General features: G+C 64.2%; 24 protein-coding genes. 21 read left to right on the top strand and 3 right to left on the bottom strand.

Going from position 1 to position 23,777, the window contains the following annotated elements:
- Positions 1 to 146 precede the first annotated feature (146 nt).
- The 5 genes from rbfA to CKW39_RS03075 are packed head-to-tail and all read left to right on the top strand — an operon-like array spanning position 147 to position 3,589.
- The gene (gene rbfA / locus CKW39_RS03095; protein ID WP_095796717.1) at positions 147 to 611 is read left to right on the top strand and encodes a 30S ribosome-binding factor RbfA; all 465 of its coding nucleotides are present in this window, start codon (positions 147 to 149) and stop codon (positions 609 to 611) included.
- Positions 612 to 616: 5 nt separating this feature from the next.
- Positions 617 to 1,645 carry a tRNA pseudouridine(55) synthase TruB gene (truB, locus tag CKW39_RS03090; RefSeq protein ID WP_095796716.1) on the top strand — a complete coding sequence of 343 codons (1,029 nt, stop codon included), beginning with the start codon at positions 617 to 619 and terminating at the stop codon, positions 1,643 to 1,645.
- Positions 1,645 to 2,022 carry a hypothetical protein gene (locus CKW39_RS03085; RefSeq protein WP_095796715.1) on the top strand — a complete coding sequence of 126 codons (378 nt, stop codon included), beginning with the start codon at positions 1,645 to 1,647 and terminating at the stop codon, positions 2,020 to 2,022. Before truB ends, CKW39_RS03085 begins: the two co-directional genes overlap by 1 nt.
- A 43-nt stretch (positions 2,023 to 2,065) precedes the next feature.
- Positions 2,066 to 2,533, top strand: coding sequence for a hypothetical protein (locus tag CKW39_RS03080; protein WP_095796714.1), 468 nt, complete (start codon positions 2,066 to 2,068; stop codon positions 2,531 to 2,533).
- A 42-nt stretch (positions 2,534 to 2,575) separates the two neighbouring features.
- Positions 2,576 to 3,589 (top strand): bifunctional riboflavin kinase/FAD synthetase, encoded by a 1,014-nt coding sequence (locus tag CKW39_RS03075; protein WP_095796713.1) that lies wholly within the window; start codon positions 2,576 to 2,578, stop codon positions 3,587 to 3,589.
- Positions 3,590 to 3,609: 20 nt separating this feature from the next.
- On the opposite strand, the gene CKW39_RS03070 is transcribed toward CKW39_RS03075, so the two are convergent.
- From CKW39_RS03070 to CKW39_RS03060, 3 genes are read right to left on the bottom strand one after another with little or no spacing between them, the layout of a single operon-like run.
- Complete coding sequence (locus CKW39_RS03070) at positions 3,610 to 4,473, bottom strand: aldo/keto reductase (protein WP_095796712.1); 864 nt, start codon at positions 4,471 to 4,473, stop codon at positions 3,610 to 3,612.
- Positions 4,474 to 4,485: 12 nt separating this feature from the next.
- On the bottom strand, positions 4,486 to 5,259 hold the full coding sequence (mtnN, locus tag CKW39_RS03065) for a 5'-methylthioadenosine/S-adenosylhomocysteine nucleosidase (RefSeq protein ID WP_095796711.1): 774 nt from the start codon (positions 5,257 to 5,259) through the stop codon (positions 4,486 to 4,488).
- Positions 5,256 to 5,714 (bottom strand): S-ribosylhomocysteine lyase, encoded by a 459-nt coding sequence (locus tag CKW39_RS03060; RefSeq protein ID WP_095796710.1) that lies wholly within the window; start codon positions 5,712 to 5,714, stop codon positions 5,256 to 5,258. Before CKW39_RS03060 ends, mtnN begins: the two co-directional genes overlap by 4 nt.
- Positions 5,715 to 5,907: 193 nt before the next feature.
- Here CKW39_RS03060 and rpsO point away from each other — a divergent pair, with 193 nt between their 5' ends.
- The 16 genes from rpsO to miaA all read left to right on the top strand — a co-directional run bounded on the left by rpsO (position 5,908) and on the right by miaA (position 23,768).
- Positions 5,908 to 6,177 (top strand): 30S ribosomal protein S15, encoded by a 270-nt coding sequence (gene rpsO / locus CKW39_RS03055; RefSeq protein WP_016996788.1) that lies wholly within the window; start codon positions 5,908 to 5,910, stop codon positions 6,175 to 6,177.
- 266 nt (positions 6,178 to 6,443) lie between these two features.
- Positions 6,444 to 8,711, top strand: a complete 2,268-nt coding sequence (locus CKW39_RS03050; protein WP_095796709.1) for a polyribonucleotide nucleotidyltransferase — start codon at positions 6,444 to 6,446, stop codon at positions 8,709 to 8,711.
- Between the two features lie 21 nt (positions 8,712 to 8,732).
- On the top strand, positions 8,733 to 10,151 hold the full coding sequence (locus CKW39_RS03045; protein ID WP_095796708.1) for a pitrilysin family protein: 1,419 nt from the start codon (positions 8,733 to 8,735) through the stop codon (positions 10,149 to 10,151).
- Positions 10,152 to 10,163: 12 nt separating this feature from the next.
- Positions 10,164 to 10,931, top strand: coding sequence for a 4-hydroxy-tetrahydrodipicolinate reductase (dapB, locus tag CKW39_RS03040; RefSeq protein ID WP_095796707.1), 768 nt, complete (start codon positions 10,164 to 10,166; stop codon positions 10,929 to 10,931).
- On the top strand, positions 10,928 to 11,596 hold the full coding sequence (locus CKW39_RS03035; protein WP_095796706.1) for a hypothetical protein: 669 nt from the start codon (positions 10,928 to 10,930) through the stop codon (positions 11,594 to 11,596). The genes dapB and CKW39_RS03035 overlap by 4 nt, the downstream gene beginning before the upstream one ends.
- A gap of 19 nt (positions 11,597 to 11,615) precedes the next feature.
- Positions 11,616 to 12,551, top strand: a complete 936-nt coding sequence (gene dapA, locus CKW39_RS03030; protein ID WP_095796705.1) for a 4-hydroxy-tetrahydrodipicolinate synthase — start codon at positions 11,616 to 11,618, stop codon at positions 12,549 to 12,551.
- A 15-nt stretch (positions 12,552 to 12,566) separates the two neighbouring features.
- Complete coding sequence (locus tag CKW39_RS03025) at positions 12,567 to 14,261, top strand: ribonuclease J (protein ID WP_095796704.1); 1,695 nt, start codon at positions 12,567 to 12,569, stop codon at positions 14,259 to 14,261.
- Between the two features lie 81 nt (positions 14,262 to 14,342).
- A complete protein-coding gene (locus tag CKW39_RS03020; RefSeq protein ID WP_095796703.1) occupies positions 14,343 to 17,273 on the top strand; it encodes a DNA translocase FtsK in 2,931 nt (976 codons plus the stop codon).
- Positions 17,273 to 17,926 carry a CDP-diacylglycerol--glycerol-3-phosphate 3-phosphatidyltransferase gene (gene pgsA, locus CKW39_RS03015; protein WP_095796964.1) on the top strand — a complete coding sequence of 218 codons (654 nt, stop codon included), beginning with the start codon at positions 17,273 to 17,275 and terminating at the stop codon, positions 17,924 to 17,926. Before CKW39_RS03020 ends, pgsA begins: the two co-directional genes overlap by 1 nt.
- Complete coding sequence (locus CKW39_RS03010) at positions 17,926 to 18,423, top strand: CinA family protein (protein WP_095796702.1); 498 nt, start codon at positions 17,926 to 17,928, stop codon at positions 18,421 to 18,423. Before pgsA ends, CKW39_RS03010 begins: the two co-directional genes overlap by 1 nt.
- Before the next feature lie 156 nt (positions 18,424 to 18,579).
- Positions 18,580 to 19,005 (top strand): helix-turn-helix domain-containing protein, encoded by a 426-nt coding sequence (locus tag CKW39_RS03005; RefSeq protein WP_016996785.1) that lies wholly within the window; start codon positions 18,580 to 18,582, stop codon positions 19,003 to 19,005.
- Between the two features lie 101 nt (positions 19,006 to 19,106).
- Positions 19,107 to 19,328 carry a DUF3046 domain-containing protein gene (locus tag CKW39_RS03000; protein WP_095796701.1) on the top strand — a complete coding sequence of 74 codons (222 nt, stop codon included), beginning with the start codon at positions 19,107 to 19,109 and terminating at the stop codon, positions 19,326 to 19,328.
- A 164-nt stretch (positions 19,329 to 19,492) separates the two neighbouring features.
- The gene (gene recA / locus CKW39_RS02995; protein ID WP_095796700.1) at positions 19,493 to 20,626 is read left to right on the top strand and encodes a recombinase RecA; all 1,134 of its coding nucleotides are present in this window, start codon (positions 19,493 to 19,495) and stop codon (positions 20,624 to 20,626) included.
- Positions 20,627 to 20,642: 16 nt separating this feature from the next.
- Positions 20,643 to 21,269, top strand: coding sequence for a regulatory protein RecX (locus CKW39_RS02990; protein ID WP_095796699.1), 627 nt, complete (start codon positions 20,643 to 20,645; stop codon positions 21,267 to 21,269).
- 51 nt (positions 21,270 to 21,320) lie between these two features.
- On the top strand, positions 21,321 to 22,832 hold the full coding sequence (gene miaB, locus CKW39_RS02985) for a tRNA (N6-isopentenyl adenosine(37)-C2)-methylthiotransferase MiaB (RefSeq protein ID WP_173674277.1): 1,512 nt from the start codon (positions 21,321 to 21,323) through the stop codon (positions 22,830 to 22,832).
- A complete protein-coding gene (gene miaA / locus CKW39_RS02980; protein ID WP_095796698.1) occupies positions 22,833 to 23,768 on the top strand; it encodes a tRNA (adenosine(37)-N6)-dimethylallyltransferase MiaA in 936 nt (311 codons plus the stop codon).
- Positions 23,769 to 23,777: the final 9 nt, after the last annotated feature.

Here is a 23,777-nt window from a genome sequence, read left to right as displayed (position 1 = left end):
GCGGGTACCCCGGTTTCCGGTAGGTACCCGCCGCACCGGCCCGTCGCCCACGGCGGCGGGCCCGCGGCGTCGTCGTGATGGCGGCGCCGCACCCCAGATTTTTTAGATACGGAACGCACCGCGTTCCCCAGCGAAGGAGAGTCACCATGGTTGACGCCGCACGCGCCGCACGGCTGGCCGACCGCATCAAGGTGATCGTTGCCCAGGCCCTCGAGCGCCGGATCAAGGATCCCCGCGTCGGTTTCGTGACCATCACCGATGCCCGGGTCACCAACGACCTTCAGCACGCGACGCTGTACTACACCGTCTACGGCGATGAGACGCAGCGCGCGGAGACCGCGCAGGCACTGGAGTCCGCCAAGGGCGTGCTGCGTTCCGAGGTCGGCAAGAACATCACCGCCCGCCTCACGCCCACGCTCACCTTTGTCGCGGACGAAATCCCCGCCGACGCCGCCCGGCTCGAAGAGCTCTTGCGCGCCGCACGCGAAAAGGACGAGCAGGTCGCGGCTCAGGCCGTCGGCGCCTCCTACGCCGCGGGTGAGGACGCGTACCGCACCCCCGAGGACGACGCCGCGGATGACGATACCGACGACGACTCGCCCCGGAGCTGACGCGCGTGAGTGAACGTCCCCACGTTCCGAGCCCGGCCCCCTCGCTTCCGAGGACGGCCGGGTTCGTCATCGTCGACAAGCCCCTGGGCTGGACCTCGCATGACGTCGTGGCACGAATGCGGCGCCTGGCCGGGACCCGCAAGGTAGGTCACGCCGGCACGCTGGACCCGGCGGCGTCGGGAGTCCTGGTGCTGGGTGTCGAGAAGGCCACCAAGTTGCTGACCTGGGTCACCGGAACGTCCAAGACGTACGAGGCGACCATTCGATTGGGCGCAGCGACCGTGACCGACGACGCCGAGGGCGACGTGACCGAGCGCGCGGATGCCTCGACCCTCGCGGGAGTAAGTGACAGCGACATTCAGCGTGAAGTTTCCGCACTTACCGGCGAGATCCAGCAGGTACCGTCAGCGGTGAGCGCCATCAAGGTGAACGGAAAACGCTCCTACGCCCGAGTTCGCGGCGGCGAGGACGTCGAACTGGCCGCGCGACCCGTCACGATCCACGAATTCACGGTGCACGACATCTCGCGCGACGAGACCGGCATCGATGTGACGGCCACGGTCTCGTGTTCCTCAGGCACCTACATCCGTGCGCTGGCCCGTGACATGGGCCGTGGCCTGGGCGTGGGCGGACACCTGACGGCGCTGCGCCGCACGCGCGTGGGGTCCTTCACTCTCGACCAGGCGCACACGCTGGACGACCTGACGCAATCGGTGAGCGACGGCGGGACCGTGGACACCCTGGAGATCAACCGTGCCGCGGAACTGCTGTTTCCCGTGCGCCGTTTGGACGCGGGGGAGGCCACGGACCTGTCGCACGGTCGCCGGATCTCCGCGCACCCGGCCGATCTGGTCAGCGGAACAGACTTGCCCGTTGCGTGCTTCGCACCTAACGGGACTCTGGTGGCCCTGGCCGAGAACCGCGGCTCCGCTTCCAAGCGCTACGCGGCATCCGTTCTGGGCATTGCCGCGGGCGAGACGTTTTCTGCCGACTCGACCGGCACGTCCGAACCGTCCGAACAGGAGAATCACTGATGCTGTGGGGTTACGACGGATGGTTCTGGGCCTCGGTGGTGATTGGAACGCTGTCGTGTTTGATCTGCCTGGTGCAGGCGATGCGCGGACGCGAACCCGACGACTTCTCACAAGGCTCCGTGCTGATTCTGGAACTGTTCCTGCTCGTGTACGTGGTGGGTTCGATCTTCCTCCCCATCTTCGGGTCGGAAGCCTCGGGCAGTGTTCTCGAGTACTGGGGTTACCTGCTGACGGCGCTGCTCATCCCGGCCGGAACGTTCATCTGGTCGCTCGTGGAACGCTCACGCTGGTCCACGCTCATCCTGGCTGCGGCGGGACCCGTGGTCATCATCATGGTCTACCGCATGAACTACATCTGGTACTACCAGAACGTCTGAGGCCGGCAGCATTGACCACTCCGCGGAAAGGAACGGGATCACGGTGACCAAGTCCACCGAGCACAACGCGTTGCAGCAGCGTTTCGGCAACCGCGTGAAGACAAAGCGCACGGATGCCAAATCCAGCGGATTCGGGAGGCTCATCATCGTGATTTACGGGGTGTTCTCGCTCTCGGCAGGTGTGCGTTCCCTGTACCAGCTGGGTACGGAGTTTTCCGAGGCACCGCTGGCGATCATCCTGTCCACGATTTCCGCCGTCATCTACGTGATTGCGACCGTGGCACTGACCAAGACCGGCCCCGGTTGGCACCGGATCGCGTGGATCGCCGTATGGATCGAGATGATCGGCGTGCTCGCAGTCGGCCTGCTCAGCGTGCTCTCGCCCGAACTCTTCCCCAAGGCCAGTGTCTGGTCGCACTTCGGCGCGGGTTACGGTTTTGTGCCCTTGGTCTTGCCCATGATCGGTCTTATCTGGTTGTGGCGCACCCGTCCCACCCGCGCCAACGGGTAGGCTCGTTTCGTCCCGCCCGCACACTCGACATCGAGGAGAACAGTGATTCGCTGGAGATCCCGCGACGACATCACCCCGGGTTTCGGACCGTCCGTGGTGACGATTGGAAACTTCGACGGAGTCCACCGCGGTCACCAACACGTCTTCGACACGTTGTTGGAGGTGGCCGGGGAACGCACCGCGAAATCGGTGGTGGTCACCTTTGATCCCCACCCGGCGCTGGTGCACCGGCCCGAGTCTCACCCCGGCGTGATCATGGGGCTCGAGGACAAACTCGACGCACTGGAACACACCGAGATCGATGCCGTGCTCGTGCAGCCCTATTCCCTCGATTTCGCTCAATTGACCCCCGAAGAGTTCGTGGTCGACTACCTGGTCAAGCCGCTCGAAGCGGTGTGCCTGGTGATCGGTGAGGACGTGCGTCTGGGTAAGGACAACACCGGCGATCTGCATGCCATCAGGGCGCTGGGCGACAAGCACGGTTTCGACGTCGTGGTCGTCGAGGACGTCGTGGGCACCGATCCTTCGACTCCCCTCAAGAACGGCACACCCGCGGCCGCGGCTACGGAACGCCGCTGTTCCTCCACGTGGATCCGCTCGTGCCTGGAAGCCGGTGACATGCGCGGCGCCACGGGTTTGCTCAGCCGCAACCACCGGATGCGCGGGGAAGTAGTGCACGGAGCTGCTCGCGGTCGCGAACTGGGATTCCCCACCGCGAACCTTTCGCCGGACGCGTCCGGATTCATCCCCGCGGACGGTGTCTACGCGGGATGGCTCGTAGATCAGAACGGCAAGCGCTGGCCCACGGCCATTTCCGTGGGCTCGAATCCGACGTTCGAAGGGGTCTCCCGTCAGGTCGAGGCGCACGTGATCGATCGGCCGGAAGAGAACATTGAGGACTTCGACCTCTACGGTCAACAGGTCGTGGTGGAATTCGTGGAACGACTGCGCGGCATGGTTGCCTACCGCGGCATCGATGCGCTGGTGGCCCAGATGAACGACGACGTCAAACGGTCCCGCGAGATCCTGGCCAAGGAACCTCACGAGACCGCCTGATACATCCGGCCGGGTAGTTGCTACATCTCCTCGTGCTCAAGGGGATCGAAACCGGAGCCGCTCAATCCGGTGTGCAACATCTTGATGCGTCGCATCTGATCGTCCGAGAGATCCCAGTCGAACACGTCCAGGTTCTCGGCCATGCGGGTGACGTCCGAGCTCTTGGGGATGGGCAGGATGTTGGACTGGATGTGCCACCTCAGGATGACCTGGGCGGGCGTGCGGCCGATACTGCGGGCAATCTCCGAAAGCCACTCGTGCTGCAGGATGTCCGTCTTACGGCCCAACGGTGACCACGCCTCGGTCACGATCTTGTGTTCTGCGTGGAACTCGCGCAGCAGTTCCTGCTGGTACTGCGGGTTCAGTTCCACCTGGTTGATCACCGGCATCTCGTCCGTTTCCTTCTCGAGCCGCAGCAGGTGCTCCGGCAGGAAATTGGACACGCCGATCGACTTGATCAGGCCCTGATCCCGCAGCTCGATCATGGTCCGCCAGGACTCCACATAGCGGTCCACGGAGGGATTGGGCCAGTGGATCAGGTACAGATCCACGTAATCGGTTCCCAGCCGTTCCAGGGAGCCTTCGAGCGAGCGCCGAACGGAATCCGTTCCGTGATGGCGACCCGGGAGCTTGGTGGTCAGGAAGATGTCATCGCGGTTGATCCCGGATGCCTTGACGCCGCGACCCACACCCAGTTCGTTGCCGTAGTTCACGGCGGTGTCGATCAGGCGGTAGCCGCGCCACAGCGCTTCAGGGATCAGCGCCTCAGCCTCGGCGTCGTCCATGGGGTAGGTTCCCAGGCCCAACTGCGGAATCTTGTTGCCGTCGCGCAGCACGTGGCGCGGGGCGTCCGGGACGGCGTCCTCAAGTTTCTTGTCGCTCATGCGTTCCTCAATTCACTCGGAAGTACTTTGGCGGAAGGTGTTCAATACCTGGCACACGGCACTCGCGCTGATCTCCGCCACAAGGTCGATCTCCAGGTGGAACTGTTGTCCGGCGGCGGGACCGCACAGATCCGACACGCTGCGCACCGCCAGGAAGGGGTATCCGCGGGTGGCGCACACCTGCGCCAGCGCGACCGTTTCCATGTCCGTGCTGAGTGCCTCGGGGAAGATCTCGCGGGTGGCACCCACATTGGCTTCCGTGACGAACGAGCCACCCGAAAGCATGGTGCCACGGAGAACGGTCTGCTCATCGCTCCCGACCAGAGTTTCCGTGGCATTCAGCAAACTCTCAGCGGGGGAGTAGCTCTCCGGCATGCCGGGTACCTGTCCGGGAACATATCCAAACGCCGTGGCATCTGCATCCGTGTAGCGATAGCCGGTGCCGATCACCAGGTCACCCACGTTCACGTCCGCTCGTAGGCCCCCTGCCGAACCGGCCGCGAGCACCATGGAGGGCTCGAAACGTTCGATCACCGCCGTCACCGCCGACGCCGCATTGACCAGCCCGATACCCGTGCGCACGAGCAGCACGGGGGCACCTTCCAGGACCACCGCGTAGACCAGTGCCTGACCCACGGTGAGCGGCTGCGCCGCTTGTTCCTCGGCGCGCGTCAGAAAAGGTGCTGCCTCTTCGTCCATGGCGACCACCACGGCGGGTGCGCCCACGCAGCGACCGAACAGGGCGGCGTCGTGATTCAACGTCTCCTGGGAGGCGCCTGCGCTCACTTGGTGACCACGTCCCAGGCGGCGCGTTCGTCCAAGAAGTCCTGCACGGCAGACTTGGCGGCCTCAAGGCTGTGGTTGGCGCCCCAACCGCACTGCACCTCGTTGGCGGCCGGAACCTCGTCCGCCGCGAGGATGTCCTTGAACGTGGCCTCCAACAGATCCTTGAAGTCAGCGTCCTCCACGCCCAACATGAGCGCGTAGAAGCCGGTCTGGCAGCCCATGGGGGAGAAGTCGATGAGCGCTTCGGTGTGATTGCGCATGTGCTCCGCGGTGAGGTGCTCGATCGAGTGGATAGCCGGCATCTCCAGGTGCGATTCGTTGGGCTGGGAGAACCGCACGTCGTACTTGATGAGCGTGTCTCCTCCGGGCAACTCCTTGCGATCGGCAATCCGAACGTAAGGGGCCGCGACCGAACGGTGGTCGAGGTTGAAAGACTCCACATTCATTTTCTTCATGGTCCTCATTGTCCCAGTTGACGGGGACATCCATAACGGTGACCCGCCTGATACGACGTATTGGTTGACGTCCGTTAGACTGGTCAACGGCCTGACTGCAGTCCGTGGCGGTCAGATCTCGGGTGAGACACCCGAAACCCGGGCGCGAAACCTGCGCACCGGGCGGTCACGGTACTAACTCAAGGAGTTACTTATGGCACTGGATGCCGCTATCAAGCAGGAAATCATCAAGGAGTACGCAACTCACGAGGGTGACACTGGTTCCCCCGAGGTGCAGATTGCCGTGCTGTCCCGTCGTATTTCCGACTTGACCGAGCACCTGAAGCAGCACAAGCACGACCACCACACCCGTCGCGGCCTGATGGCCCTGGTGGGTCGCCGTCGTCGCATGCTTGACTACCTGCGTCGTACTGACATCGCTCGCTACCGTGCGCTCATTGAGCGCCTCGGCCTGCGTAAGTGATCTAAGTTCTCGGTGTTCCCCGTGTTTTCACCCGTGAAGGCGCGGGGAACCGCCGTAACCGGCGCTGTTCGTGACGAACACCGCCAGGTTCCACACGGAACCACCGGCCCACCGGGCCAACACATGAAATAGAAAAAGCTAGTAGCGGATTCGCGCACCATATCGCGGTCCTCGACAGTGGCCTTCGCAATGCATGCGCAGTGCGAGCGCCTCGATCGAAGACCGGTATGTCGCGCTTTTCGCCACAGAAGAAACGGAGGTGACCCTTGGAGGGTCCCGAAATTCAGAGTGCAGAAGCAATCATCGACAACGGTTCGTACGGCAAGCGCGTAGTGCGCTTCGAAACCGGCCGGTTGGCCAAGCAGGCCGCCGGTTCCGCCCTGGTCTCCATCGACGAAGAGACCTCCATGCTCTCGGCCACCGCCGTGGGCAAGAACCCCCGCGAAGGCTTCGACTTCTTCCCGCTGACCGTGGACGTGGAAGAGCGGATGTACGCCGCCGGTCGCATCCCGGGCTCGTTCTTCCGTCGTGAAGGCCGTCCGTCCACCGACGCGATCCTGACCTGCCGCCTGATCGACCGTCCGTTGCGCCCCGCTTTCGGCAAGGGCATCCGCAACGAGGTCCAGGTTGTCGTGACGGTGCTGTCCATCGCACCGGACGAGATCTACAACACCGTGGCCATCAACGCCGCGTCCATGTCCACCTCGCTGTCCGGCATGCCCTTCCAGGGCCCCGTGGGCGGCGTGCGCATGGCACTCATGCCCGAGGAGAACGGCAAGCACCAGTGGATCGCCTTCCCCAAGCACTCCCAGATCGAGAACGCCGTGTTCGACATGGCCGTGGCCGGCCGCGTGGTCACCACCGCTGACGGTTCCGAAGACGTCGCGATCATGATGGTCGAGGCCGAAGCCACCGACAACGCCTGGGAGCTCGTCAAGGGCCAGGGCGCTGTCGCCCCGACCGAGGAGCTCGTCTCCGAGGGCATCGAGGCGTCCAAGTCCTACATCAAGGCACTGTGCGACGCTCAGGCCGACCTGGTCGCCCGTGCGGGCAAGTCCCCCATGGAACTGCCTCGCTTCGGCGGCTACGGCGACGACGCCACCCAGGCCGTCGAGGACTTCGTGGGTAACCGTCTGGCCGAGGTGTACTCCATCGCCGGTAAGCAGGAGCGCGAAGCCGCCACCGACGAGCTGCACCAGAGCGTTCTGGCCGAGCTCACCGGTGAGGGCAAGCCCTTCGCCGACCGCAAGGACGAGATCAACGGTGCCTACCAGGCACTCACCAAGCAGACCGTGCGTCAGCGCATCCTCAAGGACCAGGTCCGCATCGACGGCCGCGGCCTCACGGACATCCGTGAACTGACCGCCGAGGTCGAGGTGCTGCCCCGCGTGCACGGTTCGGCGATCTTCGAGCGCGGCGAGACCCAGATCATGGGTGTCACCACCTTGAACATGCTCAAGCTGGAACAGCAGATCGACTCGCTGTCCCCGGTCAAGCACAAGCGCTACATCCACCACTACAACTTCCCGCCGTACTCCACCGGTGAGACCGGCCGCGTGGGTTCGCCCAAGCGCCGCGAAATCGGTCACGGTGCGTTGGCAGAGCGTGCGATCACGCCCGTGCTGCCCTCGCGTGAGGAATTCCCGTACGCGATCCGTCAGGTCTCCGAGGCCCTCGGTTCCAACGGCTCCACCTCCATGGGCTCCGTGTGCGCCGCGACCCTGTCGCTGCTCAACGCCGGTGTGCCGCTGCGCGCACCCGTTGCCGGTATCGCCATGGGTCTCGTCTCGGACACCGTGGACGGCGAAACCCGCTACGCGGCGCTGACCGACATTCTCGGCGCCGAAGACGCCCTGGGTGACATGGACTTCAAGGTTGCAGGTACCTCCGAGTTCGTGACCGCCATCCAGTTGGACACCAAGCTCGACGGTATCCCGGCCTCCGTGCTGACCGCCGCCCTGAGCCAGGCTCGCGAAGCCCGCCTTTACATCCTGGATGTGCTGACCTCCGCGATCGACGCTCCGGACGAGATGAGCGAATTCGCTCCTCGCGTGATCAGCGTGAACGTTCCCGTCTCCAAGATCGGTGAGGTCATCGGCCCCAAGGGCAAGATGATCAACCAGATCCAGGAAGACACCGGAACCGACATCTCCATCGAGGACGACGGCACCGTGTACATCGGTGCCACCGACGGACCGTCGGCAGAGGCCGCTCGTTCGGCGATCAACGCGATCGCCAACCCGCAGGTCCCCGAGGTGGGCGAGCGTTACCTGGGTACCGTGGTCAAGACCACCACCTTCGGTGCGTTCATCTCCCTGACCCCGGGCAAGGACGGCCTGCTGCACATCTCCGAAATGCGCAAGCTCAACGACAACAAGCGCGTCAACGAGGTTGACGACGTCGTAAGTGTCGGCCAGAAGGTCCAGGTCGAGATCACCAAGGTCGACGACCGCGGCAAGCTGTCGCTGGCATCGGTCGTTGCCGACGAGGACAAGGCCGAAGAGCTCGAGTCCGAACCCGTCAACGAGAGCTGATCGAGGGGTAACTCGAGGTTCATGACGGTAGTTCACCTTCCGCTGGAGGCGGGCGATCCCGGGGAGAAAATCTTCCCCGCGGACGCCCGCCTTCGGGCGTACTCAGCTTCTTTGCCGGACACCACCGGCTTCACCCACGTGGTCCACGACGACGCCGACGGCGCCGTGATCACCCGCAGCGTACTGCCGTGCGGTACACGCGTGCTCACGGAAAAAATGCCCGGTCAACGCTCGGCCTCCGTGGGCTTCTGGGTCAGCCTGGGTTCTCGTGACGAGGCACCCGGGATGCTCGGTTCCACGCACTTCCTGGAGCACTTGCTGTTCAAGGGCACGGCGCGGCGCACATCGCTCGACATCGCCGAAGCGTTCGACGCTGTGGGTGGCGAGTCCAACGCGTTCACCGCCAAGGAGAACACGTGCTACTACGCGCGGGTGCTTTCGGACGATCTGCCCATGGCCATTGACGTTCTCGCGGACATGTTCTCGAGCGCGGTACTGGACCCGGACGAGTTCGATCGCGAACGGGGAGTCATCCTCGAGGAAATCGCGATGGACCGTGACGACCCCACCGATTTCGCGTTCGAACAGTTCACCGCAGCGGTCCTGGACGGCTCACCCCTGGCGCGTCCGATTGCGGGCACCCCGGAGGAGATCCGGTCCGTGGCTCGTGACGCCGTGTGGGAGCATTACCGTGCGGCCTATCGTCCGGAACATCTCGTGGTCACGGCCGCCGGCGGGCTCGAACACGAACGCGTGGTCGAGCTGGTTCGGGAGTCCTTGACCCGCGCGGGCTGGGATCCGGATGCACCCGGTGCGGTGGGGGCGCGGCGCGCCAATACATCGGCTGTGCTCACACCCCTGACGGGCACCCAGGTGTTTCACCGCCCCGTGGAACAGGCGCACGTGGTGCTGGGCGGTCCTGCACTGCGCGTGGGTGATGACCGGCGTTTCACCATGACCGTGCTCAATGCCGCACTGGGCGGGGGGATGTCCTCACGGTTGTTTCACACGATCCGCGAGCAGAAGGGCCTGGCGTACTCCACGTTCTCGTTCTCGGGTGCGTATTCGGATGCCGGGTATTTCGGCATGTATGCGGGCTGCACCATGGATCGGGTGGACCAGGTCGCGCAACTCATGCGCACCGAGCTGGACCGGCTCGCGCAGGACGGAATGACCGCCAAAGAATTGGCTAAGATCGAGGGCCAGCTCAGCGGCGCCACTGTGCTGGCCCTGGAGGATACCGGTTCACGGATGTCCCGTTTGGGATCGGCAGAATTGAAGACCGGCGTGTACATGGACGTGGACGAGTCCCTGGACCGGATCCGCGCCGTGACCTCGCAGGACGTTCAGACGCTGGCGGCGGAACTGTCCGCGGCGTCGTCCGTGCAGACCGTGGTGGGGCCGCAAGCTCCGGCCGAGAAGCTGCCGAGCCAGAACTAAGGAGTGGTTGAGATGACCGAATCGAACAACACCATCAAGGTGGCCGTGCTCGGTCACCACGGACGCATGGGTTCCGAGGCCGTGGCTGCCGTTGAGCGTGCTGCCGGGTTGGAACTGGTCGCCGCGCTGGGTCGTGGCGATGATTTCCAAACCATCGTCGACTCGGGTGCGCAGGTCATGATCGACCTGACCGTTCCGGAGTCCACGCGGGACAACGTCCGCTTCGCCATCGACCATGGTATCCATTCGGTCGTGGGCACCACGGGCTGGGACGATCAGGCCCTGGCGGACCTCGAATCTCAGCTGGCCAAGCACCCCGAGGTAGGTGTGCTGATCGCCCCCAACTTCGCAGTGGGTGCGGTGCTGGCCATGAAGTTCTCGGAGGCGGCAGCCGCGTTCTTCGAATCCGTGGAGGTCGTCGAACTGCACCACCCCGACAAGCTGGATGCGCCGTCCGGAACCGCAGCCCGTACGGCGTCGTTGATCGGGAAGGCCCGCCGCGCGGCCGGTGTGGTTGACTCGCCGGACGCGACACAGACCGATCCGGACGGCGCACGCGGCGCCGTGGTCGACGGTGTGCACGTGCACTCCGTACGACTACGCGGCCTGGTCGCCCACCAGGAGACTCTGCTGGGCAACACGGGGGAGCAGTTGACCATTCGTCACGATTCCTTTGACCGGATCTCGTTCATGACCGGTGTGGTGCTGGGCGTGCGTGAAGTGGCCAAGCACCCGGGACTGACTCACGGGCTGGACGGCTACATGGATCTGGGCCTGTGAGTCATCGCGAATCCGACTCCCGAGAACACGTTTCCGTAACGTCCGACTCCGGGAAACCCAGTTCTCTGCGGTGGTGGGTGGCCGCGGTCATCGTGCTGGCGCTGCTGACCGTGGTGATCCTGCCCATCTCCGTGGGCTCCAAAGTGTGGATCATCGCCATGTTGGCCTTCGCTGCGGTCTTTACCGTGCTCGAAATCGGTTCCAAGGGGCGCATCCTGGCCGCCCTCATGGTCGCTTTGCTCGCGCTCTATCTTGGCCTGTCGTTCCAACGAGCGGTGCTGCTGCTGAGCTCGGAGGGTTTGATCGTGAAGGGCTTCGGGATCGCCATGCTGGTCATCCCGGCGGTGGGCACGTGGGCCATGGTGCGAGAGATCATTTTCGGTGCCCGTACCGAAAAACTCGGCCGCACCCTCGCCGCGGAAGGCGGGCTCCCCGAGGACAACCTGCCCAAAACGCCGTCGGGCCGCTATGTACGAGAGGCCGCGGACGAGCACTTCCACACCGTTCGCGAAGAGGTCGAGGCGAACCCGGAGGATTGGCGCGGTTGGTACCGCTTGAGCCTGGCCTACTCGGCGAGCTCGGACGGTCGGCGCGCCCGCGGTGCCATGCGCACCGCTATTGCCTTGTACCGCGGCGCGGACCCGGGGGCGGCACTGGCGCGGTGATCGCGGTAACCTTGAGCGTATGACCGATCGCAGCGTAGCCACTCAGCCCGACCGCCCCGCCCCCATGTTCGGAACTCTGCTCACCGCCATGGTGACCGCGTTCAAGGACGACGGGTCCGTGGACCTCGAAACCACGGGGCATCTGGCGGAAGAACTGGTCAACGATGGTTGTGACGGACTGGTGGTGTGTGGCACCACCGGCGAGTACTCGACCATGACCGACGAAGAAAACCTCGCGGTCTTCCGGGCCGTCAAGGATGCCGTGGGCGGGCGCGTGCCCTTGCTCGCGGGCACGGGTTCCAACGACACCGAGCACTCCCGGTACCTCTCCCTGGAAGCCCAGAAAATCGGCATGGACGGCCTGCTGATCGTCACGCCGTACTACAGCAAGCCCACACAGGCCGGTATCGAGGCGCACTTCCGCTCACTGGCGGATTCCGTCGACACGCCGATCATGATGTACGACATTCCGGGTCGTTCGGGCGTCCCGATTGCCCCGGAAACGCTCATCTCGCTGGCGTCCCACGAGAACCTCGTGGCCGTCAAGGATGCCAAGGCAGACTTCAATGCCGCCGCACACGTGATGGCCGAAACCGATCTCGTGTACTACTCCGGTGACGACGGACTGACCCAGCCCTGGATCGCGCTGGGCGCGGCAGGTCTCGTGGGCGTCACGTCCCACCTGGACACTCCGCGGTTCCGCACGCTCGTCGACGCCGCCCTCGCCGGTGACCTCGTCACCGCGCGCAAGGTCAACAATGAGCTGATCCCGGTGGTTCGCGCCGCCATGACTCGTGTGCCCGGTGCCGTGGCCGCGAAAACGATTTTGAATTGGCAGGGGCGCCTGCCGAACAACACCGTGCGCTTGCCGCATGTGGCGCCCACTCAGGCCGAAATCGAGCAGATCCGCGCGGATCTGAGTTCCTCGGTCCTGGCAGACACTTTGAACAATTAAGACGAAAGGGGTCTCATGACCCGATGGACCAACACTGACCTCTCCGAACCCCCCGCGTTGGCCGCAGACACTCTGCGCGTCATCCCGCTGGGAGGTTTGGGCGAGGTCGGTCGGAACATGACCGTGTTCGAGATCAATGGGCAGTTGCTCGTGGTCGACTGCGGTGTGCTGTTCCCCGAAGAAACCCAGCCCGGTGTGGACCTGATCCTGCCGGACATCAACAACATCAAGGACCGCCTGGACGATATCGTGGCGGTCGTCCTGACGCACGGTCACGAGGACCACATCGGTGCCGTTCCGTACCTGCTCAAGCGCCGTCCGGACATCCCCATCATCGGTTCCCAGCTCACCCTCGCACTGATCGAAGCCAAGCTGAAGGAGCACCGCATCAAGCCCTTCACCCTGGCGGTGCGCGAGGGCCAGGTCGAGCGCCTCGGCGAGTTCGAGTGCGAGTTCGTGGCCGTCAACCACTCCATCCCTGACGCCCTGGCCGTGTTCCTGCGGACCAAGGCCGGCACCGTCCTGCACACCGGTGACTTCAAGATGGATCAGTTGCCCATGGACGGTCGCATCACCGACCTCCGCCACTTCGCCCGCCTGGGTGAAGAGGGTGTGGATCTGTTCCTGACTGACTCCACCAACGCCGAGGTGCCGGGCTTCGTACCCACCGAGAAGGCCATTGGCCCCGTGCTCGCAGACGTGATCGCCAAGGCACGCCAGCGCGTGATCGTGGCCTCGTTCTCCTCGCACGTTCACCGCGTGCAGCAGGTGCTCGACGCCGCCGTGGCCAGCGGTCGCAAGGTTGCCCTGATGGGTCGCTCGATGATCCGCAACATGGAGATCGCCGACAAGCTCGGTTATCTGGACGTTCCGCCCAACGTGCTGATCGACCAGAAGAAGGCCGCGGACTACCCGGACGACAAGCTCGTGATCATGTGCACCGGTTCTCAGGGTGAGCCCATGGCCGCGCTGTCCCGCATGGCCAACGGCGACCACAAGGTTCAGGTGAACGCCGGTGACACGGTGATCCTGGCGTCGTCGTTGATCCCCGGTAACGAGAACTCGGTGTTCCGCGTGATCAACGGTCTGATGCGTTTGGGTGCTGACGTGGTGCACAAGGGCAACGCCAAGGTGCACGTGTCCGGTCACGCAGCCGCCGGCGAACTGCTGTACTGCTACAACATCGTGGAGCCCGAGTACGTCATGCCGGTCCACGGCGAGGTGCGCCACCTGATCGCCAACGGTGCCCTGGCCCAGGAGACCGGTGTTCCCAGCGATCACGTGCTGCTCGCCGAGAACGGCACCGTGGTGGACATGCACAACGGTAAGTCCAAGATCACCGGTCAGGTCGAATGCGGGTTCATCTACGTGGACGGCTCCTCCGTGGGTGAGATCACGGACGCGGACCTCAAGGACCGCATGACCCTGGGTGAAGAAGGCTTCATCTCCGTGGTTACCGTGGTCAATCGCGACACCGGCAAGATCGTTTCCGGCCCGGACATCCACGCGCGCGGCGTGGCCGAGGAGGACACTGTCTTCAATGAAATCCGCCCCAAGATCATTGCGGCCCTCGAAGACGCGATGGGGGAGTCCGGCAAGAATCACACAGCGCACCAGCTGCAGCAGGTCGTGCGCCGCACCATCGGCTCGTGGGTTTCGCGCAAGCTGCGCCGCAAACCCATGATCGTACCCGTGGTGGTCGAAGCTTAATTAAGGCTGATCCGAGCGAGCCGAGCCCGCCCCGACGCGATGTCGGGGCGGGCTTTGCGCTCGGCGGGTATTCTGGAACATATGGCGTCACGAACTTCCCCTCCGCGATCGTCGAAGTCAACATCTCGAACCTCGACCGCATCCCGCTTCTCCAAGGGCACTACCAAGAGCACGTCCAAGGCCCCGGCCAAGTCCACACCACAGGGACCGTCTGCTGGTAGTCGTCTCCTTCATGCCGTGGTCAACGCGTGGGCCGGTCTCGGCCACGTGGTGGGTGCCGGTGTGCGGCGGATCGGCACCGTGCGCACGGACATGGCTCCGGAGGAGCGCCGCGACGGCGGCGCACTCGTATGGCTCGTGCTGGCCGTCCTGATCGCGGCGGTTGAGTGGTGGAACCTTCGCGGAGTGGATGCCACCTTCATTTCCATGCCCGCCTCCTGGGTGCACGCCGTGGTCGGCGGCACGTTCGGCTTCATGGCGCTCGTGTTGCCCGTGTTCTGCCTGTTCTTCGCATGGCGGGCATTCCGGCACCCCACCGAGACACAAGCCAACAACCGCATCGCCATCGGGCTCATGGCACTGACCGTGGCTGGATCCGGTATCGCGCACATCGCCGGTGGACAGCCCCAACTCAACCAGGGGTTCGAAGCGATCTGGCGCGCCGGCGGGTTCGTCGGTTTCCTGGCCGCCGATCCGCTCTCGGCGCTCGTGACCCACTGGGGTGCCCTGGTGGTACTTGCCGTTCTAGCTTTCCTCGCCGTACTCGTCATGACCGCGACCCCTGTCGGCCAGATCGGGCCGCGACTGCGGGACGGTTACGACAAACTCATGGGACAGGGCGAGCACCGGACCACCGACGTGTCGGACCCTGAACACGACCGCTCGTACCTGGACCCGGCCAGCCCGCAGAAGAAGCGGGGCAAGCGCCAGACCCGCGCCGAGCGGCGTCGTGAAAAGGCCCAGTTGGACGCCTACAACGGGGACGAGGCCTTCGAACGTGCCGTCGTGGACGAGGCCAAGCGCCGCGAGGCCGCGGACGGCTCCTCGAGTACCCGCGTGTTCGATCTTTCCAACGACGGCGCTCCGTCCGGTTCCACGTCCTCGACCGCCGCGGGTGCCGCGAGCGCCCAGGTCCAGGACACCGAGGACATCCCGAGCGTGCGACCGGGTGTGAAGCGCCCGACCAAGTCCCAGATCGCCGCGGACAAGTTGCGGCGCGAACAGGGTCTGGAACCGGCCGCAGACACGGCAGAAGCCTCGGACGCACCGGCGCTCGCAGAGGTGGATGCCCCCGAGAGTTCACGGACCCACACGCCGTCGGCGCCGATCCCGGCCCGCTCCGAGCAGCTGCAGCTTGCCGGTGACATGGCGTACAACTTGCCGGACCCCGGGAGCCTGGTGCAGGGCCCGCCGGCCAAGGAACGCTCCGAGGCCAACGACCGCGTGGTGGGTTCACTGACCAACGTGTTGCAGCAGTTCAACGTGGATGCCGAGGTCACCGGTTTCTCCCGCGGCCCCACCGTGACCCGCTACGAGATCGAACTCGGCTCGGGCACCAAGGTGGAGCGCGTGACAGCGCTGTCCAAGAACATTGCCTATGCGGTGGCCTCCGCCGATGTCCGCATCCTCTCACCCATCCCGGGCAAGTCCGCGATTGGCATCGAGATCCCGAACACGGACCGAGAGACCGTGGCCCTGGGTGATGTGTTGCGCTCACAACGGGCTCGGAAGTCCGAACACCCCATGGTCATGGGCGTGGGCAAGGACGTCGAGGGAGGCTTCGTGGTGGCCAACCTGGCCAAGATGCCGCACATGCTGGTGGCCGGTGCGACCGGTGCCGGTAAGTCTTCGTTCGTGAACTCGATGATCGTGTCGATCTTGATGCGCTCCACCCCGGACGAGGTGCGCCTGGTCATGGTGGACCCCAAGCGCGTGGAACTCACCGCGTACGAGGGCGTTCCCCACCTGATCACGCCCATCATCACCAACCCCAAGAAGGCCGCCGAGGCCCTGCAGTGGGTGGTGCGCGAAATGGACGCCCGCTACGACGATCTGTCGCACTACGGGTACAAGCACATCGACGACTTCAACAAGGCCGTGCGCAATGGCAAGGTGCAGCCGGAGCCCGGTTCCAAGCGCGTCATCCGCCCGTACCCGTATTTGCTCGTTATCGTGGACGAGCTCGCGGACCTCATGATGGTCGCCCCGCGCGACGTCGAGGACGCGATCGTGCGCATCACCCAGCTCGCCCGCGCCGCCGGTATCCACCTGGTGCTGGCCACCCAGCGCCCGTCCGTTGACGTGGTTACGGGCCTGATCAAGGCCAACGTGCCCTCGCGCATGGCGTTCGCCACGTCATCCGTGACCGACTCCCGAGTGGTCCTGGATCAGCCCGGTGCCGAGAAGCTCATCGGCCAGGGTGACGCGCTGTTCCTGCCCATGGGCGCTTCCAAGCCCATGCGTGTGCAGGGCGCGTGGGTCTCGGAGTCCGAGATCCACAAGGTCGTGGAACACGTCAAGACCCAGATGCAGACCAACTACCGCGAAGACGTGATCCAGGAAGCGCCCAAGAAGCAGATCGACGAGGACATCGGGGACGATCTGGACGTGCTGCTGCAGGCAGCCGAACTCATCATCACCACCCAGTTCGGTTCCACGTCCATGCTGCAGCGCAAGCTCCGCGTGGGCTTCGCCAAGGCAGGTCGCCTCATGGACCTGCTCGAGTCCCGCGGCGTGGTGGGCGCCTCGGAGGGTTCCAAGGCCCGTGATGTTCTGGTCAAGCCCGACGATCTCGCGGCCACCCTGGCGCTCATTCGCGGCGAGGAACCGCCTTCGACCCCCGGCGACGACGCCGCCGCGGCAGGTTCCGCAGCGGCGTCGGCGGGGACCGGTGGTTCCGTCGACTACGGTGACGACCCCGTGGAAGCAAGCCTGTCCGACGTGGCCAAGGACTACCACGACGGAAACGACGACGATGATTCGAACGATGCTTGGGAGTTGACCGGACGATGATGGCTCGAAAAGGCGGAACCCCCGCACCCCGGGCGGTCGCAGACCCGCCGCCCAACTCATCCAACTGGAATCTGCCCAATGCGCTCACGGCACTCCGGATTGTCATGGTGCCGTTCTTCGTGTGGTTCCTGTGGGCCGGTGGAACGCACGGTGAGGATTCCATGCCCATGCGCTGGGCTGCCGTGGTGGTCTTCGGCCTGGCCATGTACACGGACAAACTCGACGGCGACATCGCCCGCGCGCGCAACCTGATCACCAGCTTCGGCAAGATCGCCGATCCCATCGCGGACAAATTGCTGACCGGTGCTGCGTTCGTGGTGCTCTCCATGTTGGGCGAGCTGTGGTGGTGGGTGACCATCGTGATTCTGGTGCGTGAGTGGGGCATCACGATCATGCGTTTCGTGGTGATCCGCTACGGCGTCATGGCAGCTTCCAAGGGAGGCAAGACCAAGACCGTGCTGCAGACGGCGGCTCTGATCGCTCTGCTGCTGCCGCTGGCACCATTCGTGGGTGCTTGGTGGCTGTGGTTCGCATGGGTGTTGACCGCGCTGGCGTTGATCGTCACGGTCGTCACCGGTATTGACTACGTGATCAAGGCCGTGCAACTGCGTAACGCTGCCGTGAACAAGGCCGCTGAGAACGAGGACGAATAGTGGCAGATTCTCAACTTCATACCGCCGTGGATCTGATTCAGTTGGCCGTAACGCACGGGGTGACCATCGGAACCGCGGAATCGTTGACCGGTGGAGCGGTGGCAGCGGCCATTGTCGATGTTCCGGGCGCCTCCGACTCTCTGGAGGGCGGTGTGGTGAGTTACTCGCATGCCGTGAAGGAAAAGACTCTGGGCGTCTCCCATGAGTTATTGGAGCGTCAGGGTGCCGTCGATCCCGAGGTGGCGGAGGCCATGGCACGCGGCGCCCGTGCCGCTCTGGGTGTCGACTGGGCCGTGGCCACGACCGGCGTGGCCGGCCCCGAACCGCACGATGGTCAGGAGGTCGGCACCGTGTACCTCGGTGTCAGCGGACCCAGGGGAGAGGACCACCTCGAGCTGCGCCTGGATGGCGGACGCGCCGCTATCCGTCGGGAGTCGGTTTCCCGGGCCATTGACTTTCTTGCGTCACAAATCGAGCTCACAGACAACTTCCAGTGAAATTCTTTCGCCAACAAGGAACAATTGAACGGGCAAGCAGGTTACTACTACCAGAGGCTCAACTTGAGTCGCCCAGGGTCAAGGTTGTGGCTACCGCCCGACTGAAAGCACCTGGTTAAACGGTTTGACCGTTCGTACGAGGAGTAGGCAATTCACATGACGAAGCAACCCGTGTCCGTCAATGGTGTCGTCCGTTGGAAGGACGTGGGACTGTCCGACGAAGAACATGCCGAGACGAAGGACGTCAAAGTGGGCGTTTTGCGACAAGAAATTGGCGAAGTGCTCCGTAGCGTCCGCCAGCGTCAGGGACGCACTCTGCGAGAAGTTTCGCACAGTGCTCGTGTGTCGCTGGGCTACCTGAGCGAGGTGGAGCGAGGCCAGAAGGAAGCATCCTCCGAGCTGCTGGCATCCATCTGCACCGCTCTCGAAATTCCCCTGTCACAGATGCTGCGTGAAGTTGCAGATCGCCTCGCATACGCCGAGGGCAACTACATTCCGGATACCGTGCCTTCCGAGATGACCGAAGAGTTCACTCGTGAGGTCCGCCAGTTGCGCGGGGGCGCAGCCACTTCGGCGCACTAATCCCATCCGCTCACCAGCGTTAGAGTTTCCAGGGCCCGTCGGCATTGTCGGCGGGCCCTTGTTATGTCACCCCACCGTTGTAGTCCGCTAGGAAAGGCCGCATGCGCATCAGTACGTTCTGGGAGTTCATGGCCCACGAGTTCGGGTCCGGATACTCCAAGGTTCTCGCTCGAGATCTCGTCATGGCAGAAGTGGGGGACCGGACCGCCGTCGAAGCCCTCGACGCAGGCATCGACCCCAAGCACGTGTGGTTCGCGATCTGTAAAGCGCAGGAGATCCCGCAGGAGCGTTGGTGGGGCCCGGACAGGGAACCCAAGTCCTAGTCTGCGCAATGGCGTCGAACGCCAATCGAATGTATATTCGAATCAGATCATCCGGGCTCCACATCCTTCGTGAGCCCTTATGCGTGTCGGACCACCTCAGTAGGTTAAGACACGAACCAAACAACAGGGCCCGGAACACAGGCCCCTAAGAACCGAGGTGAATCATGGCAGCCAAGTCAAAGGGAACCACTTCCGTTCCCTCTCAGGTGGTCGGCTCCGATCGCGAGAAGGCTCTGGATACTGTCCTGGCACAGATCGACAAGAACTACGGCAAGGGTTCGGTCATGCGACTGGGTGACCGCCCAGCCACTCGCATCGAGACCATTCCCACTGGCTCCATCGCTTTGGACGTGGCCCTGGGTATCGGAGGATTCCCGCGCGGTCGCGTGGTCGAGATCTACGGTCCGGAATCTTCCGGTAAGACCACCGTGGCACTCCACGCAGTGGCGAGCGTTCAGCGCGCCGGCGGTATCGCCGCGTTCATCGACGCAGAGCACGCCCTGGATCCCGTGTACGCCGAAAAGTTGGGCGTGGACACGGACAACCTTCTCGTGTCCCAGCCGGACACCGGTGAGCAGGCACTGGAGATCATGGACATGCTGGTGGGCTCCGGCTCCATCGACATTGTCGTGATCGACTCCGTGGCAGCGCTGGTCCCCAAGGCGGAAATCGAAGGCGAAATGGGCGACAGCCACGTGGGTCTGCAGGCGCGTTTGATGTCTCAGGCGCTGCGTAAGATCACCGGTCGTCTGTCGCACACGAACACCACCGCCATCTTCATCAACCAGCTGCGCGAGAAGATCGGTGTGTTCTTCGGCTCGCCGGAAACCACTACCGGTGGTAAGGCTCTGAAGTTCTACGCCTCGGTGCGTGTGGACGTCCGTCGTATTGAAACTCTCAAGGACGGCGCCAACCCCGTGGGTAACCGCACCCGCGCCAAGATCGTCAAGAACAAGATGGCGCCGCCCTTCAAGCAGGCCGAGTTCGACATCCTCTACGGCCAGGGCATCTCCATCGAGGGTGGCCTGATCGACATGGGTGTGGAGCACGGAATCGTCAAGAAGTCCGGTGCCTGGTTCACCTATGAAGGTGACCAGCTCGGTCAGGGTAAGGAGAACTCCCGCCGGTTCCTCAAGGACAACCCAGAGTTGGCCGCGGAAATCGAGCGGAAGATCCTCGTCAAGCTCGGTATCACTGAGGGCACCGAGGAGCCCGAGGAGGACACCGTGGTGGAAGCCCCCGAGGACGACATCCTTGAGGCTCCGGATTCGACCAAGCCGGAACTTCCCGCGTTCTGATCGAGGTGACTGAGCGATGAGCCAGTCCTCCAGCTACAACTCCCGGCGACGCAGGGCCTCGGCACGGTACCGAGGTCCTGCGGAGCCACCCGCGGAAGGCTCAGCTGGCCAGGACGTCGAGCCCGATCAGCGTGAAGTTGCTCGGGCCATCGTGCTGCGCCAGCTCACTGCCTCCGCCAAGTCTCGTAAGCAGCTCGAAGACAAGCTCGCGGACCGCGATGTTCCCGAAGAAGTCGCCCAGGAAGTTCTGGACCGCTTCGAAGAGGTCAACCTGGTGGACGACCGCTCCTTCGCCGCGATGTTCGTGCGGTCCCGAGCCGAAACGCGCAAGCTTTCCCGCAACGCGCTGCGCCGCGAACTGCAACAACGGGGCATTACGGGGGAACTTGCGGAGGAAGCCCTTGAGCAACGCACCGACGAGGACGAGACCGAGGATGCCCACGAGCTCGTACGCAAGAAGATGCCCAAGAGCATCGATTTCTCGGATCGAAAAGAAGTCGACAAGGTCACCCGGCGTCTCGTCAGCATGCTCGGTCGCAAGGGGTACCCGCCCGGACTCGCGTTCGGGGTGGTGAAAGAGGAGCTATCGGCGTTCGGCACCGAGAATGACTTCTCGGAACCGGATCCCTGGCCCAGCGTGTAGCGCATGACTCGGTTAATTTGACCTGGTCCTTAACATAGTGGGGTGACTCAACTGACCGACACACTGGTGAATGCCGCCCCCGCCGCCTCTGATCTGCCCGCGCCCGCTTATGAGGTGCGCACTCTGGGCTGCCAGATGAACGCCCACGATTCGGAGCGCATCACCGGTCTGCTCGAAGAAGCGGGCTACGTGCCCGCCGTGGATCGAGACCCTGATCTCGTGGTGTTCAATACCTGCGCGGTGCGCGAAAACGCGGACAACAAGTTGTACGGCCAGCTCGGTCAGTTGGCACCGGCCAAGAAGCGCAATGAGCGCATGCAGATCGCCGTGGGCGGCTGCCTTGCTCAGAAAGACCGTTCCACCATCGTGGAAAAGGCCCCCTGGGTGGATGTCGTGTTCGGTACCCACAACATTGGTTCCCTTCCAGTGTTGCTGGAGCGCGCCCGTCATAATCACCAGGCCGAGGTCGAGATCCTCGAGTCGCTCGAAACTTTCCCCTCGACTCTGCCCACCAAACGCGAGCAGGCGTACGCCGGATGGGTCTCCATTTCGGTGGGCTGCAACAACACCTGTACGTTCTGCATCGTCCCGCAGCTGCGCGGTAAGGAGAAAGACCGCCGCCCCGGGGACATCCTGGCCGAGGTGCAGGCGCTCGTGGATTCCGGCGCTGTGGAAGTCACCCTGCTGGGTCAGAACGTCAACTCTTACGGTGTGGAGTTCGGTGACCGCGGTGCGTTCGCCAAGCTCCTGCGCGCCTGCGGCGAGATCGAAGGGCTGGAGCGTGTCCGCTTCACCAGTCCGCACCCGGCGGCTTTTACAGACGACGTGATCGACGCGATGGCCGAGACCCCCAACGTGATGCCGCAGTTGCACATGCCGCTGCAGTCGGGCTCTGACCAGATCCTCAAGGACATGCGTCGCTCATACCGCTCCAAGAAGTTTCTGGGGATTCTCGAACGGGTCCGTGAACAGATTCCCAACGCGGCGATCACCACCGACATCATCGTGGGATTCCCCGGTGAGACCGAAGAAGACTTCCAGGCCACGATGGACGTGGTCGAGGCCTCCGAGTTCTCCTCCGCCTTCACGTTCCAGTACTCGATTCGCCCCGGCACCCCTGCTGGCGAGATGGCGAATCAGGTTCCGCACCACATCGTCCAAGAGCGTTTCGAACGGCTAACAGCTCTGCAGGACCGAATCAGTGCGCGGTTGAACCAGCAGTTGGTCGGCTCCACCGTGGAGGTCCTGGTCAGCGCGCACCAGGGCCGTAAATCGGAGAACACCCACCGCCTGAGTGGTCGGTCGCAGGACCAGCGGCTCGTGCACTTCTCCGTGCCTGAGGGCGCTGAGTCCCCGCGCCCGGGTGACTTCGTGACAGTTCCGGTCACCGCGGCCGCGGCCTACCACTTGCTGGCCGACCCCAAGGACTCCACCGTATATTCACTGCGCCGTTCCCGCGGCGGGGACGCGTGGGAAGCTGCCCAGGCGGAATCCTGTGGCACCGACGGTTCTGGTAAGCCCGGCACCGTCGGGCTCGGTATGCCTGCCCTGCGCACCAATTAGGTGGCTGCCATCTCATGGCCGCCCGAAGGCCCACCACTGATCGCCGTGGTTGGTCCCACCGGAACCGGTAAATCGGATCTCGCGCTGGCCCTCGCCGAAGCTCTCGATGGCGAGGTCATCAACGGTGATGCCCTCCAGTTCTATCGGGGCATGGACATCGGTACCGCCAAGATGTCAGTCGCCGAGCAGCGCGGTATCCCGCACCACCTGCTCGACATCATGGATATTTCCGAGGAAGCCTCGGTCGCCCGGTTCCAGACGGACGCTCGGACCGCAATCGACGACGTCGCCGCGCGCGGCAAAGTGCCGATCCTCGCCGGCGGTTCGGGGCTCTACGTCCGCGCCGCCGTGGACGCCATCGAGTTCCCCGGAACGGACCCCGCAGTTCGGGCCCGCCTGGAGAACGAATTGGCTGAACAAGGGCGCGGCGCGCTCCTAAGGCGACTGAGCGACGTCGACCCCCAATCCGCAGCGCGCGTCAAAGATGACCGGCGGCTGGTACGGGCGCTGGAGGTCTACGAAGTCACCGGGCGACCGTTCACCTCGTTCATGCCGCAGCGCGAGTACGTGCGCCCCACGGTGCAATTCGGTCTGGACATGGACCGTGAAGTTCTCAACGAACGCCTCGCTCAACGCATCGACGGGATGTTGGACGCGGGATGGCTGGATGAGGTGCGCTCGCTCGAGAAGCGGGGTCTGCGCGAGAGCCCCACGGCGGGTAAGGCCCTGGGCTATCCCCAACTCCTGGATGTGCTGGCCGGGGAGCGGACCTTGGAAGATGCCCGGGAGGACACCGTGGTGGCCACCCGTCGCTTCACCAAGAGGCAACGCACGTGGTTCCACGCGGACCCGCGGGTGCACTGGCTCGACGCGGGACATCCCGGCGGCGTGGACGCACTTGCATGTGATGCCGTGAGGATGATTGAGGCCGCGTAAACTGGCGGC

The sequence above is a fragment of the Kocuria sp. WRN011 genome (assembly GCF_002295155.1).
Lineage (GTDB): Bacteria > Actinomycetota > Actinomycetes > Actinomycetales > Micrococcaceae > Kocuria > Kocuria carniphila.
This window is presented reverse-complemented; position numbering and strand designations above follow the sequence as displayed.

What these genes read in the sequence shown, in the direction of transcription:
- rbfA (WP_095796717.1), top strand. Translation starts at nt 147, where the DNA reads ATGGTTGACGCCGCACGCGCCGCACGGCTGGCCGACCGCATCAAGGTG.
- CKW39_RS03085 (WP_095796715.1), top strand. Translation starts at nt 1,645, where the DNA reads ATGCTGTGGGGTTACGACGGATGGTTCTGGGCCTCGGTGGTGATTGGA.
- CKW39_RS03070 (WP_095796712.1), bottom strand. Translation starts at nt 4,473, where the DNA reads ATGAGCGACAAGAAACTTGAGGACGCCGTCCCGGACGCCCCGCGCCAC.
- CKW39_RS03060 (WP_095796710.1), bottom strand. Translation starts at nt 5,714, where the DNA reads ATGAAGAAAATGAATGTGGAGTCTTTCAACCTCGACCACCGTTCGGTC.
- rpsO (WP_016996788.1), top strand. Translation starts at nt 5,908, where the DNA reads ATGGCACTGGATGCCGCTATCAAGCAGGAAATCATCAAGGAGTACGCA.
- CKW39_RS03045 (WP_095796708.1), top strand. Translation starts at nt 8,733, where the DNA reads ATGACGGTAGTTCACCTTCCGCTGGAGGCGGGCGATCCCGGGGAGAAA.
- dapB (WP_095796707.1), top strand. Translation starts at nt 10,164, where the DNA reads ATGACCGAATCGAACAACACCATCAAGGTGGCCGTGCTCGGTCACCAC.
- dapA (WP_095796705.1), top strand. Translation starts at nt 11,616, where the DNA reads ATGACCGATCGCAGCGTAGCCACTCAGCCCGACCGCCCCGCCCCCATG.
- CKW39_RS03025 (WP_095796704.1), top strand. Translation starts at nt 12,567, where the DNA reads ATGACCCGATGGACCAACACTGACCTCTCCGAACCCCCCGCGTTGGCC.
- CKW39_RS03020 (WP_095796703.1), top strand. Translation starts at nt 14,343, where the DNA reads ATGGCGTCACGAACTTCCCCTCCGCGATCGTCGAAGTCAACATCTCGA.
- pgsA (WP_095796964.1), top strand. Translation starts at nt 17,273, where the DNA reads ATGGCTCGAAAAGGCGGAACCCCCGCACCCCGGGCGGTCGCAGACCCG.
- CKW39_RS03005 (WP_016996785.1), top strand. Translation starts at nt 18,580, where the DNA reads ATGACGAAGCAACCCGTGTCCGTCAATGGTGTCGTCCGTTGGAAGGAC.
- CKW39_RS03000 (WP_095796701.1), top strand. Translation starts at nt 19,107, where the DNA reads ATGCGCATCAGTACGTTCTGGGAGTTCATGGCCCACGAGTTCGGGTCC.
- recA (WP_095796700.1), top strand. Translation starts at nt 19,493, where the DNA reads ATGGCAGCCAAGTCAAAGGGAACCACTTCCGTTCCCTCTCAGGTGGTC.
- CKW39_RS02990 (WP_095796699.1), top strand. Translation starts at nt 20,643, where the DNA reads ATGAGCCAGTCCTCCAGCTACAACTCCCGGCGACGCAGGGCCTCGGCA.